Annotated in this window: 9 protein-coding genes and 3 tRNA genes; 8 read left to right on the top strand and 4 right to left on the bottom strand. The window is 72.0% G+C overall.

The features are described 5' to 3' along the window. Positions 1-33: 33 nt before the first annotated feature. The 5 genes from AB0M46_RS35870 to mgrA all read left to right on the top strand — a co-directional run bounded on the left by AB0M46_RS35870 (position 34) and on the right by mgrA (position 5507). Positions 34-1113, top strand: a complete 1080-nt coding sequence (locus AB0M46_RS35870; protein ID WP_363343551.1) for an ABC transporter ATP-binding protein — start codon at positions 34-36, stop codon at positions 1111-1113. 11 nt (positions 1114-1124) lie between these two features. Then, positions 1125-2255: a dipeptide ABC transporter ATP-binding protein gene (locus AB0M46_RS35865; RefSeq protein ID WP_363343549.1), complete on the top strand. Its 1131-nt coding sequence runs from the start codon at positions 1125-1127 to the stop codon at positions 2253-2255. Between the two features lie 81 nt (positions 2256-2336). Beyond that, positions 2337-2582: a ribosomal protein L7/L12 gene (locus tag AB0M46_RS35860; RefSeq protein WP_363343547.1), complete on the top strand. Its 246-nt coding sequence runs from the start codon at positions 2337-2339 to the stop codon at positions 2580-2582. 99 nt (positions 2583-2681) lie between these two features. After that, complete coding sequence (locus AB0M46_RS35855; protein WP_363343545.1) at positions 2682-4385, top strand: S8 family serine peptidase; 1704 nt, start codon at positions 2682-2684, stop codon at positions 4383-4385. 123 nt (positions 4386-4508) lie between these two features. Beyond that, a complete protein-coding gene (mgrA, locus tag AB0M46_RS35850; RefSeq protein ID WP_363343543.1) occupies positions 4509-5507 on the top strand; it encodes an L-glyceraldehyde 3-phosphate reductase in 999 nt (332 codons plus the stop codon). A gap of 1 nt (position 5508) precedes the next feature. Here the strand turns inward: mgrA and AB0M46_RS35845 are convergent, their stop codons facing one another. After that, a complete protein-coding gene (locus tag AB0M46_RS35845; protein WP_363343541.1) occupies positions 5509-6087 on the bottom strand; it encodes a hypothetical protein in 579 nt (192 codons plus the stop codon). Between the two features lie 77 nt (positions 6088-6164). Here AB0M46_RS35845 and AB0M46_RS35840 point away from each other — a divergent pair, with 77 nt between their 5' ends. From AB0M46_RS35840 to AB0M46_RS35830, 3 genes are all read left to right on the top strand, one after another. After that, complete coding sequence (locus AB0M46_RS35840; RefSeq protein ID WP_363343540.1) at positions 6165-7553, top strand: MFS transporter; 1389 nt, start codon at positions 6165-6167, stop codon at positions 7551-7553. A gap of 2514 nt (positions 7554-10067) precedes the next feature. After that, positions 10068-12770 (top strand): hypothetical protein, encoded by a 2703-nt coding sequence (locus AB0M46_RS35835; RefSeq protein ID WP_363343538.1) that lies wholly within the window; start codon positions 10068-10070, stop codon positions 12768-12770. 314 nt (positions 12771-13084) lie between these two features. After that, positions 13085-13987, top strand: coding sequence for a glycosyltransferase family 2 protein (locus tag AB0M46_RS35830; protein ID WP_363343536.1), 903 nt, complete (start codon positions 13085-13087; stop codon positions 13985-13987). A gap of 16 nt (positions 13988-14003) precedes the next feature. On the opposite strand, the gene AB0M46_RS35825 is transcribed toward AB0M46_RS35830, so the two are convergent. The 3 genes from AB0M46_RS35825 to AB0M46_RS35815 form a co-directional block, all read right to left on the bottom strand. Further along, a tRNA-Ser gene (locus tag AB0M46_RS35825) sits at positions 14004-14089 on the bottom strand. 4 nt (positions 14090-14093) lie between these two features. Then, positions 14094-14166: transfer RNA gene (locus tag AB0M46_RS35820), tRNA-Arg, on the bottom strand. Between the two features lie 11 nt (positions 14167-14177). Next, positions 14178-14262: transfer RNA gene (locus tag AB0M46_RS35815), tRNA-Ser, on the bottom strand. Positions 14263-14266: the final 4 nt, after the last annotated feature.

The raw sequence follows: 14266 nt of genomic DNA, 5'->3' as shown, positions 1-14266 counted from the left end.
CCCGCTTCACGGCACCCCTGGAAAGGAGTGAGCATGTCCAGCAGCCTGCTCACCGACGCCGTCCCCAACCCGGGCGGCAGCGGCTCGAAGCCCGCGCAGTCCTTCCTGGACGTGCGCGACCTGCGCATCCACTTCAAGACCGACGACGGCATCGTCAAGGCCGTCGACGGACTGACGTTCCAGCTCGAGCGCGGCCAGACCCTCGGCATCGTGGGCGAGTCCGGCTCCGGCAAGAGCGTCACCAGCCTGGGCATCCTGGGCCTGCACCGGCGCGGCTCGGCGCAGATCTCGGGCGAGGTCTGGCTCGACGGCGAGGAGCTCATCGGCGCCGCGCCGGAGCGGGTGCGCCTGCTGCGCGGCAACAAGATGTCGATGATCTTCCAGGACCCGCTGACCGCGATGCACCCGTACTACACGATCGGCGCCCAGATCATCGAGGCCTACCGGGTGCACCACAAGGTCAGCAAGTCCGAGGCCAAGAAGCGCGCGATCGAGATGCTCGACCGGGTCGGCATCCCCCAGCCCCAGCGCCGGGTCGACGACTACCCGCACCAGTTCTCCGGCGGTATGCGCCAGCGGGCGATGATCGCCATGTCGCTGGTCAACAACCCGGAGCTGCTCATCGCCGACGAGCCCACCACGGCGCTCGACGTGACGGTCCAGGCGCAGATCCTGGACCTGATCCGCGACCTGCAGTCGGAGTTCAACTCCGCGGTCATCATCATCACGCACGACCTCGGCGTGGTGGCCGAGGTCGCCGACGACATCCTGGTGATGTACGGCGGCAAGTGCGTCGAGCAGACCACCGCGGAGGCGATCTTCCGCCGCCCCGAGCACCCCTACGCCTGGGGACTGCTCTCGTCGATGCCCCGCGTCGACCGGGAGGTGCGCGACCGGCTGGTGCCGATCAAGGGCAACCCGCCGTCGCTCATCAACCTCCCGAGCGGCTGCTCCTTCCACCCGCGCTGCCCCTACGTGCAGCGCAACGGCATCCCTTGCAAGACGGTCGAGCCGACCCTGGCGGAGGGCACGCCCGAGCACGGCGTCGCCTGCCACATCCCGCCGGCGGAGCGCAACGCCATCTTCAAGTCGGACATCGCCCCGAACCTCTGAGGAGCACGACAGTGTCGACGAGCACCCAACCCCAGCCGGCGGCGGCACCGCAGCGCAGCACCGAGAACCTCCTCGAGGTGCGGGGCCTGGAGAAGCACTTCCCGATCATGCGGGGCGCGTTCATCAAGCGGAAGGTCGGCGCCGTCCGCGCGGTCGACGGCATCGACCTCGCGGTCAAGACCGGCGAGACGCTCGGCCTGGTCGGCGAGTCCGGCTGCGGCAAGTCCACCACCGGCCGGCTCATGACCCGCCTGCTCGAGCCCACCGGCGGCCAGGTGCTGCTGGAGGGGCGGGACATCTCGCACCTCGGCGTCGGGCAGATGCGCCCGCTGCGGCGCGAGGTCCAGATGATCTTCCAGGACCCGTACTCGTCGCTGAACCCGCGGCACACGGTCGGCTCGATCGTCGGGGCGCCCCTGCAGGTGCAGGACATCAAGACGGCGCACGGGCAGAAGCGCGAGGTCCAGCGGCTGCTGGAGCTGGTCGGTCTCAACCCCGAGCACTACAACCGGTACCCGCACGAGTTCTCCGGCGGCCAGCGCCAGCGCATCGGCATCGCCCGGGCGCTCGCCCTGCAGCCGAAGCTGATCATCGCCGACGAGCCGGTCTCCGCGCTGGACGTGTCGATCCAGGCGCAGGTCGTGAACCTGCTGGACGACCTGCAGCGGGAGTTCAACCTGACGTACGTCTTCATCGCGCACGACCTGTCGGTGGTCCGGCACATCTCGGACCGGGTCGCGGTGATGTACCTCGGCAAGGTGGTCGAGGTCGGCGGCCGGGACGGCCTCTACGCCAACCCGCTGCACCCCTACACCTTCGCGCTGCTGTCCGCGGTGCCGGTGCCGGACCCGGGCCGCCGGGACAAGGCGCAGCGGGAGCGCGTCCTGCTCACCGGCGACGTGCCCAGCCCGATCGACCCGCCGTCGGGCTGCCGCTTCCGCACCCGGTGCTGGAAGGCGCAGGACAAGTGCGCGCAGGAGGTGCCGCAGCTGCGTGAGCTGGCCCCGGGGCAGGTCGTCGCCTGCCACTTCCCGCTCACCGACGTGGAGCGCTCGGCCCGCGGCTCGGCGGCGGCCCGCGCGGCCGCGGCGGAGATCCCCGTCGACACGGCCGAGGACCCGTTCGCGGAGCCGATCGTCTGACGGGTACGCAACATCGTCGGGGAGTCGCCATGTGGCGGCTCCCCGACTGTCGTTTCGGGCCGGACGGCCTACGGTGGCCCGATGTACGCCGACGACGCCTCCCGCCTGGCCCGCCTCGAGCGCCAGGTCGCGTTCCTGTACCGCCACTTCGGCCTCGACCCGCAGCTCGCCGACGCCTTCCCCGGCACCGACTCCATGCCGCCGGAGTTCACCCAGGCGTTGCGGGCCAACAACCTCATCGCCGCGATCAAGATCTACCGGGAGGTGACCGGCTGCGGGCTGGTCGAGGCGAAGGCCGCGGTGGAGCGGATCGCCCGATCCGTCTGAAGCGTGCCCCTTGCCTTTGCCCCGCCGGGGCGGGAAAGGGTTTCGCCGATGCGACAACTCTTGTTACATGTCCCACATCCCCTCGACCAGGGAGGTTATGTGGGATTCAACAAGAGGCTCACCGGCGCCGCGGTCGTCGCCGCGACGCTGACGGTGACGGCGGCCGGGCTCATGTCGGCCCCGGCCAGCGCCGAGTCCGCCGCGACGACGCAGTACACGGTCGTCTCGGCGGACAACGTCTCGGTCGCCGACGCCACGGCCGCCATCACCAGGGCCGGCGGCAAGGTCCTCGGCACCAACGACTCGGTGGGCATGTTCACGGTGCTCGCGCCGCAGCACGGTTTCGTCGAGAAAGCCGCGGCGGCGCCGCAGCTGGTCGGCGCGACGCACCAGGTCGCCATCGGCAAGTCCCCGAAGAAGGACCGGGCCGGCGACATCGAGCGCGAGGCGCAGCAGGCGGCCGCGGCCGCGAAGAAGGGCGCCGACAAGCCGGCGACGGCCGGCCTGGACCCGCTCGACGACAAGCTGTGGGGCCTGTCGGCCGTCAAGTCGGACCAGGCGCGGAAGGTCAACGCGGGCGACAAGCGCGTGACCGTCGGCATCCTGGACACCGGTGTCGACGCGTCGAACCCCGACATCGCCCCGAACTTCAACTGGGCGCTGTCGAAGAACTTCGCGCCGGACAAGGTCGACATCGACGGCCCGTGCGAGGTCGCCAGCTGCCTCGACCCGGTCGGCACCGACGACGGCGGCCACGGCACGCACGTCGCCGGCACGATCGGCGCGGCGGCCAACGGCTTCGGCATCTCCGGCGTCGCGCCGAACGTGTCGCTGGTCGAGCTCAAGGGCGGGCAGGACTCCGGGTACTTCTTCCTGGAGCCGGTCGTCAACGCCCTCGTGCACGCGGCCAACAACGGCATCGACGTGGTGAACATGTCGTTCTACGTCGACCCGTGGCTGTACAACTGCACCGCCAACCCGGCCGACGCCCCGGCCGCGCAGGCGGAGCAGCGCACCATCATCAAGGCGATGTTCCGCGCGCTCACGTACGCGCACTTCAAGGGCGTGACCCTGGTCGCCGCGGCGGGCAACAACCACGAGGACGAGGGCCGCCCGCGCACGGACGTCTCCAGCCCCGACTACCCCGCCGACACGGCCTACGACCGGCCGATCGACAACCGGTCCTGCTGGGACCTGCCCACGGAGGGCCCCTTCGTCGTCGGCGTGTCCGCCCTGGGCCCGTCGCTGAACAAGTCGGACTACTCCAACTACGGCGTCGAGAACATCGGTGTCGCGGCCCCCGGCGGCTACTTCCGCGACGGCCTCGGCACCGACACCTATCGGACCGTGGGCAACGAGATCCTGTCCACGTACCCGAAGAAGGTGCTGCAGGAGGAGGGCTCGGTCGACGCGGACGGCAACGTCCTGCCCGCGTTCGCCAACTCCGTGCTCAAGCAGTGCAACGCGGCCGGGCAGTGCGGGTACTACACCTACCTGCAGGGCACCTCGATGGCCTCGCCGCACGCGGCCGGCGTCGCCGCGCTGATCGTCAGCGCGCACGGCGCCAAGCAGGGCCGCAACGGCTTCGGCCTGGAGCCGTGGAAGGTGGAGTGGATCCTGTACTCCTCCGCGGCCGCACACGCCTGCCCGAACCCCCGCACGGTCTCCTACGTCGACGTGGGGCGCTCCCCCGAGTTCGACGCGACCTGCGAGGGCGGCACGCAGTTCAACGGGTTCTACGGCTTCGGCATCGTCGACGCCTACGCCGCGGTGACCACCCACGCCTGGTGGGAGCGCCGCTAACGGCTCCCGGCCGTCTCGTGCCGCGGGCGGTTCAGGCCCGCGGTACGAGGCGGCCTCCCAGCATAGCGCCGGCCCTGCTCACCGGTTGGCTGGCCGGGGCGCATCCTCTTTAGGATCATGGGCGTGGTGTACGAGGCGGCTTCGGGCCGATACCAGAACATGCTCTACCGACGCAGCGGCCGCAGCGGCCTGAAGCTGCCGGCCATCTCGCTGGGGCTGTGGCACAACTTCGGCAGCGAGCGGGCGCGGGAGACGCAGCGCTCGATCCTGCGGCGGGCGTTCGACGCCGGCGTGACGCACTTCGACCTGGCCAACAACTACGGGCCGCCGCCCGGCTCGGCCGAGGAGAACTTCGGCCGGATCCTGGCCGAGGATCTGCGGCCGTACCGCGACGAGCTCGTCATCTCGACGAAGGCCGGCTACGACATGTGGCCGGGACCGTACGGGGAGTGGGGGTCGCGCAAGTACCTGCTCGCCTCGCTGGACCAGTCCCTGTCCCGGATGGGCCTGGACTACGTCGACATCTTCTACTCCCACCGCCCGGACCCGGACACCCCGCTCGAGGAGACGATGGGGGCCCTGGACGCCGCGGTGCGCTCCGGGCGGGCCCTGTACGTCGGCATCTCCAACTACAGCCCCGAGCAGACCGCGGCGGCGGCCCGGATCCTGCGCGAGCTCGGCACGCCGCTGCTGATCCACCAGCCGCGGTACAGCATGCTCGACCGCTGGATCGAGCCGGAGCTGCTCGGCGTGCTGGAGGCCGAGGGGGCGGGCTGCATCCCGTTCTCCCCCCTCGCGCAGGGCCTGCTGACCAACCGCTACCTCGCCGGCATCCCCGACGACTCGCGGGTGCGCACCAGCCGCTTCCTCAACGAGAGCGACCTGACCCCGTCCCGCCTGCACCTCATCCGGGCCCTGGACGAGGTGGCCCGCGAGCGCGGCCAGACCCTGGCCCAGCTGGCGCTCGCCTGGGCGCTGCGCGACCAGCGGGTCACCTCGCTGATCATCGGCGCGTCGAGCGTCAAGCAGCTGCTGGACAACCTCGGCGCCCTGGAAAACCTGGCCCTGTCGGCGGACGAGCTCGCCCGCATCGACGCGCTGCTGGCCCAGGACGCCGCGTAGCTCACTTGCTCAGGAAGCCGCCCAGTGCGCTGATCACCGGCTGGAGGGCGGGCGGGATGGCCCCGTCCTTCGCCGTGATCTGCTTGCCGGCGTAGGTGATCGTGTACGTGTACCCGTCGGCCACCGACCCGTTGTCGTTGACGGTCGGCATCTTGTTGAAGTCGGTCGAGACCAGCGCCGCCTTGAGCGCGGCCAGCTCGTCGCCGCTGAGCTTGCCGTTCTTCGAGCCGGACTTCGTCTGGATCGTGTAGGACCCGTCGGGCCGCACGGTCAGCTTGTCGTTCACCCCGGCCAGCCCACCCGTGCGGGTGAACGCAACCAGCGTGTCCGTCTGCGTCGCGTTGCCCTGGGTCGACGTCGAGCCGGGGGTGGTCTGCGGCCCGCCGCTCGGTCCGGCCGGCGCCGTGGCGGTGGCGCTGCTCACAGCGGTCCCCGTGGTCGTGGGCACGCCGCTCGCGGAGGTGCCGGCCTGGTCGGCCGTGCCGTCCGAGCAGGCACCCAGGGCCAATGTGAGCAGGGCGGCGGCAGCGAGCATCCGGGACTTCATCGTCGTGTCACTCCATCCATAGGTCCTGCTCATTGGACCACGCTGAGCCCGGCCGGGTTCCGCCGGTATTTGCTTCGTTTTCTGTCGTACCCCCACGCCATGATGGCCCCATGCACCTCGCCCCCTACCGTCAAGTCCTCGCACTCCCCGGCGTCCGCTCGCTCATGGTCCTGGCCCTGCTGGCCCGCATCCCGATCACCGCCATCGGGGTGACCATGACGCTGCACGTCGCGCAGGACCTGCACCGGGGCTGGGGCGCCGCGGGCCTGGTCGGCGCCGCCCTGACCGTCGGCACGGCGCTGGGCGGCCCGCTCAACGGCCGCTTCGTCGACCGCCGGGGCCTGCGCCCGATGCTGGTGGTGACCACGCTGGCCGAGGCCGCCTTCTGGTCCGTGGCGCCGTTCCTCGCCTATCCGGCACTGCTGGCCGGCTCCGTGGTCGCCGGCGTCTTCTCCCTGCCGGTCTTCTCGGTGATCCGCCAGTCGGTCGCGGCCCTGGTCCCGGCCGAGCACCGCCGCCAGGCCTACGCCCTGGACTCGATGTCGGTCGAGCTGTCCTTCATGGCCGGCCCGCCCCTGGCCGTGCTGCTCATGAGCACACTGTCCGGCCGCACCGCGATGTGGTCGATCGGCGCCGCCCTGGTCCTGTCCGGCACCGCCCTCTTCGTCACCAATCCCCCCGTCCGCGAGCCCTCGTCCGCGGCCGGCCCCTCGCCGTCACCGGTCCGCCGCCGCGACTGGCTGACCCCGCGCTTCCTGGCCGTGTGCGCCGCGGCCGCCGCCACCACCGTCGTGCTCGCCGGCACCGACCTGGGCATCGTCGCGACCCTGCGCGGCGCCGACCAGGTGGGCCTGGTGGGCGCCCTGCTGGCCGTGTGGGGCATCTACTCCCTGATCGGCGGCTTCGTGTACGGCGCCCTCCCCCGCGCCGTCCCCCTGGTCGCCCTGCTCGCCGGCCTGAGCCTCTTCACCATCCCGGCCGGCCTGGTCGGCCACGCCTGGCCCCTGCTCTTCCTGACCCTGCTCCCGGCCGGCGTCCTGTGCGCACCCACCCTGACCGCCTCCGCCGACCTGGTGAGCCGCCTGGTCCCCCCGTCGGCCCGCGGCGAGGCCATGGGCTGGCACGGCTCCTCCCTGACCGTGGGCCTGGCCATCGGCTCGCCGCTGGCGGGCTGGGCCATCGACCGCGGCTCCCCGTCGTGGGGCTTCACGGCGGTCGGCCTGCTGGGCGCGGCCATCGCCGCCGCGTTGCTCGCCTTCCGCCACCTGGACGCTCCCACTGCCCCGTCCCCCGACCCGGCTCCTTCCGCCGCGGCTCCTGCCGGGCCGGCCGCCACCGCGGCCTCCCCGGCCCCTGGCGCCGCGGCTCCTTCCGGGGCGGCCGCGGCTTCCCCGGCCTCCCCTGCCCCTGACGCGTCCTCGCCCGGCACCACCGCCTCTTCCCGGGCCGACGACACGTCCTCGCCGTCCGCCACCGCCGCTGTCTTCCCGGCCCGCTGACCCGCCCTCGCCCACCGCCACCGCTTCCTCCCCAGCCGCCGATACGTCCTCGCCCACCGCCGCCGCGGCCACCTCGCCTCCCGGCACGCCCTCGCCGCCCACCGCCGCCACGGCCACCTCGGTTCCCGACACGCCCTCGCCGCCCACCGCCGCCACGGCTCCTCGGCCCCAGGCACGCCCTCACCACCACGGCCTTCTCCGGTCCCGGCACGCCCTCGCCCGCCGCGGCCACCTCCTCCCGACACGCCTTCACCCGCGGCCGCCTCGGCTCCAGACACCCCCTCACTACCGCGGCCTCCGCTCCCGACACGCCCTCACCCGCGGCCGCCTCGGCTCCCGGCACCCCCTTACCACCGCGGTCTCCCCCTCCCCGACACGTCCTCACCCGCGGCCACCTCGGCTCCCGGCATGCCCTCACCCGCTGCCACCTCGGCCTCCTCGCTCCCGCCCGGCGCGCTCGCGCATTCCCCGGCTGGCTCCCTCGCCGCCTTGCCAGCCACTCGCTCGCCTCGGGGCCGCGGCGTCGACTCTCCCCAGGCCGAACACAGCGCCGGCGCACCGCACGGCCCGCGGCGCCGCGCTGACTTCCGGTTGGGTGACCACGGCACCGCCCGCAACGCGCCGGGCAGGTGCTGCCGGTATCGCGGTCTGCGCCCGCACGTGCCGCCTGGGAGTCGCGCTGTCGATCCGGCTTTTCATTCAGCCGCTCCGGGTCGCGCTGGCGTGGGGGTCATGAAGAAATGCGGAAATTTCTGTCATGTCCGTAATGGAAGGGGTCGACACGCCCGGGCTGGGCCCACGGAAGGGGGACTTCGTGCCGCGGGGCAAGGAGTTGTGGCGGTAAATGCGGCGGGGTGCGGATTTGCGGTTCGAGCGGGCCGCGACCCGGGCTGAAGTGCTGAAACGCTCAACCAGAGAGGAGGGTTGTCAGTTAAGACTGAAAGACTGGAGGGCTTCCAATCTTCGGATTGCGCACGGCCGTCAGAGAAGTGAAGGGGCGGCGGCGAAGGAACATCATTGTGACTGTATGACTTCGATCGACTGCGGAAGGTATCGTGGCCCCGGGAACTGGTGGTCGAAGAAGATCGCCACGTTGTCGCGGACGACCGATCGACGCTTGGCCGAGGTCCGGATATCCGGGACAAGTCGGACACTCTGCTTGGTTAAATCTTTGTGTTGCAACGTTTCCAAGTGTTTCGGGGATGAGCGGCGTACCAAATGCGTCTTTTACGAGGTACGGGAAGAACTGGCTCACGCAGCGTGCACCCGGGCCGCCCAGGATGCCGTTGCAGAACCGGCCGCCGTGGTTCGCGCAACCCCCGCCCAGGGCGTCCACGCCAGGAAGCCGGCCGAGGCCGGGCCGCCCGGCGGCACGGCGGCCTCCCGGGCGCGGCGCGCTGACCTTCGTCGCCGAGATCCCCTCGCCGATGCCGACGACCGCTATCCAGCCTTCGCCGATTTCCTGCTCCCGACAGTTGACCCCGGGCCCGACTGGAGGCGGCCCGCCCGCAGCGGCGCAAGGCGGGCCTGACGACCCCCCGGACCTGCGGAAGTTCACGCACTACACGGCCGGCGCGGGCGACTATCGCGCGATCGCCTCGGCTCCCGGATACGAGCAGGTGCCGATTCCTTGTCAACACGACGCCGCCCTAATGGATCTCCGCGGGCGCGGCATCGTCGATCATCGCTGTCGAAAAGCCGATTCCGGGCGCTTCCGGATCAGCCCCCACGGGTTGGCGCCGGGCCGCAGGACGGGCCCGCCGACAGGCACGCCGGTCCGGAAGTTCGCGGGCAGGGGCTCGTCATCCGTCGATCAGAAATAGATCTTCAACTGGTGTTTTCCGGCAGATCCGCACGTGTACTTCGTCACTGGCGCGGCCTGCAAGACATCGAAACGGGAGGCCAGATTCCCTGCTTGGACGCGTACCGCTCGCCCATCGGGCCGTATTGCCCGGTTGTGTCATACAGGACGAACACCCCGCTCGCCGGGTATGCAGGAGAACAGGCCCGGCGATCCGCCCGGCCGCCGAGGTACCGATTGGAGAGGTTTTTGCAGGCGCTCAGCGAAACTGCGGCGGCGAGGACCGGCGCGATCCCGATGACCATGACGGCGCGACGCCGTTCCGGCCCGAAGGTGACAGCCAGTATTCGTCAGACTGCGGTTCGATGCATGGGCAACTCTCCGGAAAACTCCCCTTCAACACTGTCAAATCGGTCGCAATCACCCCGCTGGCCGGACAAATCTGGCGGGTCCGCGGACAAACAGGATGGTTGCGTCCGTCACTCAGCGCGGTACGATCCGGCAGAGCCGCCCTGCGGGGATCGGTGTGGAACCCCCTCCGCACCGCACCGCTCGTGGCACACCCGACGGAGGGCGATCTTGATTCGTTGCTGCCCGCTCGCAGCTAGCGCGCCGGACACGCTGGACCGCTCGCGGCCCCCAGCCGGGACGGCGGCCACGCGGTCGGCAGCCGCCCACGTCGGGGCATGGCTCCATAGTGCTGAGAGGTCCGCATGAGCACGGCGATGCAGGTGCGGCTGCGGCACTGGCCCGGGATGAAGGTGTCCTGGCTCGGTGCCGGTGCTGTCGTCCACTCCGGTGAGGAGCCCAGCGCGGGCTCGGCGGCGCTGGTCGTCTCGCCGCACGGGTCCGCCGAGTGCGCGGTGGTGATCAGTTCCCACACGGTGAAGCTGCAGCCCGCGATGATCGAGGAGCTGGCCGAGGTACTGGCGAACGGGCTGCCGCGCGGGTTCTCCGCGATGCGGTTCGTCGCCTGGGACGGCGCCTGCGCCACCAACGAGCGCCCCGCGGCCGCCCACATGATCGCCATGCGGCTCGGCATCGACGTCATCGCCGCCGCCGGCCCGCTGCTGGGGGTGCCCGGCGGCTCGCTCTTCGCCCCCGTCGGGCGCGGCGAGCAGCGGCCCGGCGGCTTCTGGCGCTTCCGCACCGGCGTGCAGCCGGTCCGGGTCGGCTGGCGCTTCCCCGCCCCGGCCTGGGAGTCCGACCTCTGCACCGAGATGCCCGAGCTGCCCGGCGACCTCGTGCTCGACCAGATCCCGGCCGGCCTGTGGCTGCACCGCCGCCGGGTCGGCAGCGTGACGGACCTGGCCTACTCGGTGCCGACCGACCAGGAGAACCCGGCGCTCATCCTGGGCCACCCGGGCGACCAGCCGCTGCACCGCGACGAGCTCGCGCACGCCGTCGCGGCGATCCCCACGCTGGCGTCCGACCGGTGCGTCTTCACGCCGTACGGCCAGAACCCCATCGCCGACGGCCCGGTCGGCCCCGTCGTCGCCGACGTCCTGGGCCGGGCCGTGCACGTGCGCACCGGCCTGCCGCTGTGCGCGCCCGCCGGGCAGCGCGCGGTGGTCACCATCGACGCCAAGGGCCTGCCCCGCTGGCGCACGTTCGCCCGCGAGCTGTGGCACGCGCCGCGCACCGGCGCGCCCCGCCCGGTCGACTGGATCAACCCCTGCCCCGACGTGCTCGGCACGCCCGCCGGGCAGGCGACCTTCTCGCTGGGCTCGGGCTGGGTGGTCGAGGTCGTGCAGGCGGGCCTGTGGATCCGCCCCGAGCACCTCAACGACCCGGCCGACTGGATCCGTGGCGTTCCGGTCGACGTGAACCGCTGCGCCGTGATCGTCGGCGCGCCGAACGCGGCCGAGTTGCCGCCGCCGGCGCACATGATCGCCGAGGTGCTGGAGAAGCTGCCGATCGATGCCCGCAAGCGCGCGTACCTCACCGTGCCGCGCGGCGCCGCCCCGACCGTGTTCATCCTCGCCACCGGCCTGCTCGACTCGCTGCCGGAGCCGGGCGAGGTCGAGCTCATCGCCCCGCCGGCCTCGTCTGGCAACACCGGCTCGTTCCCGGCCGTGCAGGACGCGCCCCGGCACGCGGGCGGCGGTCGGCACGGGGACGCCGACGGGCCCTACCTCGTGGACGGCCGGCCCGCCAACGGCCACCCGTCCGGCGCGCACCCGGTGGTCGGGCGCACCTACGAGGCCCGGCCAGACTTCGGCGGGTACCCGGAGCCGCGCACGGGCTCGTTCGAGGAGCCGCGCACGGCGGACTTCGACGCGCCGCGCGGCACCACGTTCGACGAGCCCCGCACCAACGCGTTCGACGCGCCGCGGGTCAACGGCTTCGACGCCGGGCCGCGCACGGGTTCCTTCCCGGTGACGAACGGCTACGACAGCAACGGCCACAACGGCAACGGCTACGACGACGGCCGGGGGCAGCGCACCGGCTCCTTCCCGCCCGTTGCGGACGCGCCGGGGACCGGGGCGTTCCCGCCGGTTGCGGACGGACAGCGGACCGGGGCGTTCCCGCCGGTTGCGGACGCGCCGCGCACCGGGCCTTTCCCGCCCGCCATGGACGGGCAGCGGACCGGGGCGTTCCCGCCCGTCGGCGAGCCGACCGGCTCGTTCGCGCCGCTGACGCCGAACGGGTCGCAGCGCCCGGCCCGGCCCGGCGGGTACCCGGCCGAGCCCCCGATGCCGAAGCCGCGGCCGCGGCCGGCCGACGCCACCGGCGCCTTCCCCGTGGCGGGCAACGGCGGGCGGCCCAACCCGGAGGCGACCGCGCCGATGGTCCCGGTCGTCCCCGGCCCGACGCCGAACGGTCACCCCGGCCCCAACGGTCACCCTGGGCCGAACGGTCAGCCTGGACCTAACGGTCAGCCTGGGCCGAACGGCTACACCGGGCCGAACGGCTACAACAACGGTCACAACGGGCACGGGCCGAACGGCAACACCTACGGCGGGATGCACCCCGAGCTGCACGTCGCTCCCCCGCGCGCGTTCCACCGCGAGGACCAGCCGCTGCATCCGGCCCAGCAGGGGTACAGCTTCGACGCGCCCAACTACGACGAGCACCACTTCGACCCGGTCACGCCGCCCGCCCGGCAGCACGAGGACCCCACGGGCCGCATGCCGGCCCAGCGGGCGCCGATGCCGGACGAGCAGAGCGAGCCGGGGGAGGACGGCTCCTCGCTCAACACGGGCCGGGAGATCCGCTCGCACAACAAGAAGGGCAAGAACGCCCGGCCCGACGACAAGACGAGCACGCAGGAGCTCGACCGGCTGCTCGGGTTCTTCGACGAGATCCGCCGGGCGAAGGCGTGGGACGAAGACTCCGGCTCCCCGGAGGAGCAGGCCGCCAAGCGCGCCGCGGCGGGCCAGCCCCCGGCCGGTCCGCGGCGAGCCCGGCACTGATTAAGACGCTTCGAACCGGCCCGGCCGTTGTCACGGCCGGGCCGGAATTTTTTGTGCGACCCGTCCGCATCCGGCAGGCATCGAGACCGGTCCGTGCGGCCCGTAGCGGCTCCAGCGGGGCCGCAAGGACACCCGAGGGTGCCGAGCACCGCAAACGCGCGCCCGCGGGCGCTCACAGGTCGTCGAACCTCGATGCGACATGAACCCGGGTCGCAACCGTAGACCCGGGATGCCGGATGTGCCGGGCGCAAGTGGCGGACATATCCGGGTAACGCTGGGAAGGGGCGGATCCGGTGGCGGTTACCATCGCACCCGTGCTCGACATCATGCTGCCGCACTACGGCGAGTTGAAGCTGCTGAAGATCGCCGTCGAGAGCATCATGGCGCAGACCGACGAGCGGTGGCAGCTGACCGTCTTCGACGACAACCCGGCGGACCGGCAGACCGGCATCGCCGAATACTTCGCGGCGCTGGGGCATCCGCGCGTGCAGTACCGTCGCAATCCGCAGAATCTCGGGATCACCCGGAACTTCCAGCAGTGCGTCGACCAGGCCTCGGCGCCGTTCATGGTGATCATGGGGTGCGACGACGTCCTGCTGCCCCGCTACGTGGAGCGGGTGCACGCGCTCGTCGAGGCGCACCCCGAGGCCACGCTGGTGCAGCCGGGGGTGGAGGTCGTCGGGGCCGACGGGGTCTCGGTGCGGACCCTCGCGGACGCGACGAAGCGGCGGGTGTACGCGCCGAAGATCAACGGGACGCTCACCATGACCGGGGAGGAACTCGCCGTCAGCCTGCTGCGCGGGAACTGGCTCTACTTCCCGTCGCTGGCCTGGCGTACCAAGCAGATCCAGGCCATCGGGTTCGACCCGCAGCTGAAGGTCATCCAGGACCTCAAGCTGATCCTCGAACTGGTCCGCCAGGGCGGGACGCTGGTCGCCGACGAGCAGGTGGTGTTCCAGTACCGCCGGCACGGGGGGAGCCTGTCGGCGTCCTCGGCGGTGACCGGGAACCGGTTCAGCGAGGCGCGCGCGTTCTTCCTGGCCGCGGCGGCGCGCATGGACGAGCACGGCTGGCCGCGGGCGGCCAGGGCGGCGCGCTGGCACCTGTCCTCGCGCATCCACGCGCTGACGATGCTGCCGGCGGCGGCCAAGCAGCGCAGCGCGGGCAGCGTGCGGGTGCTGACCCGGTACGCGTTCGGGCAGGGGCCGATCGGCTGACGGCCGACGGCCGGTGCGGAGAGGGTGGGAGTCGAACCCACACGGGCGTGAACCCAACGCCGTTTTCGAGACGGGTGCCGGCACCAGTCGGCTGGCCTCTCCTCGGTACCCCTGGAAGGATTCGAACCTCCGGCCTCCTGGTTCGTAGCCAGGCGCTCTCTCCACTGAGCTACAAGGGCGTGGACGTGCGCGGAAAGTGAGGGGATCGAACCCCCGCGGGGTCTCCCCCGTCGACGGCTTAGCAAGCCGCAGCCTTACCTCTCGGCCAACTCTCCTTAC

Source organism: Dactylosporangium sp. NPDC051485 (genome assembly GCF_040682015.1).
Classification (GTDB): domain Bacteria; phylum Actinomycetota; class Actinomycetes; order Mycobacteriales; family Micromonosporaceae; genus Dactylosporangium.
This window is presented reverse-complemented; position numbering and strand designations above follow the sequence as displayed.

Bases quoted from the DNA above. Each gene is read 5' to 3' on its own strand.
- AB0M46_RS35835 (WP_363343538.1), top strand. From the start codon at position 10,068: ATGAGCACGGCGATGCAGGTGCGGCTGCGGCACTGGCCCGGGATGAAG.
- AB0M46_RS35860 (WP_363343547.1), top strand. From the start codon at position 2,337: ATGTACGCCGACGACGCCTCCCGCCTGGCCCGCCTCGAGCGCCAGGTC.
- AB0M46_RS35840 (WP_363343540.1), top strand. From the start codon at position 6,165: ATGCACCTCGCCCCCTACCGTCAAGTCCTCGCACTCCCCGGCGTCCGC.
- AB0M46_RS35870 (WP_363343551.1), top strand. From the start codon at position 34: ATGTCCAGCAGCCTGCTCACCGACGCCGTCCCCAACCCGGGCGGCAGC.
- AB0M46_RS35845 (WP_363343541.1), bottom strand. From the start codon at position 6,087: ATGAGCAGGACCTATGGATGGAGTGACACGACGATGAAGTCCCGGATG.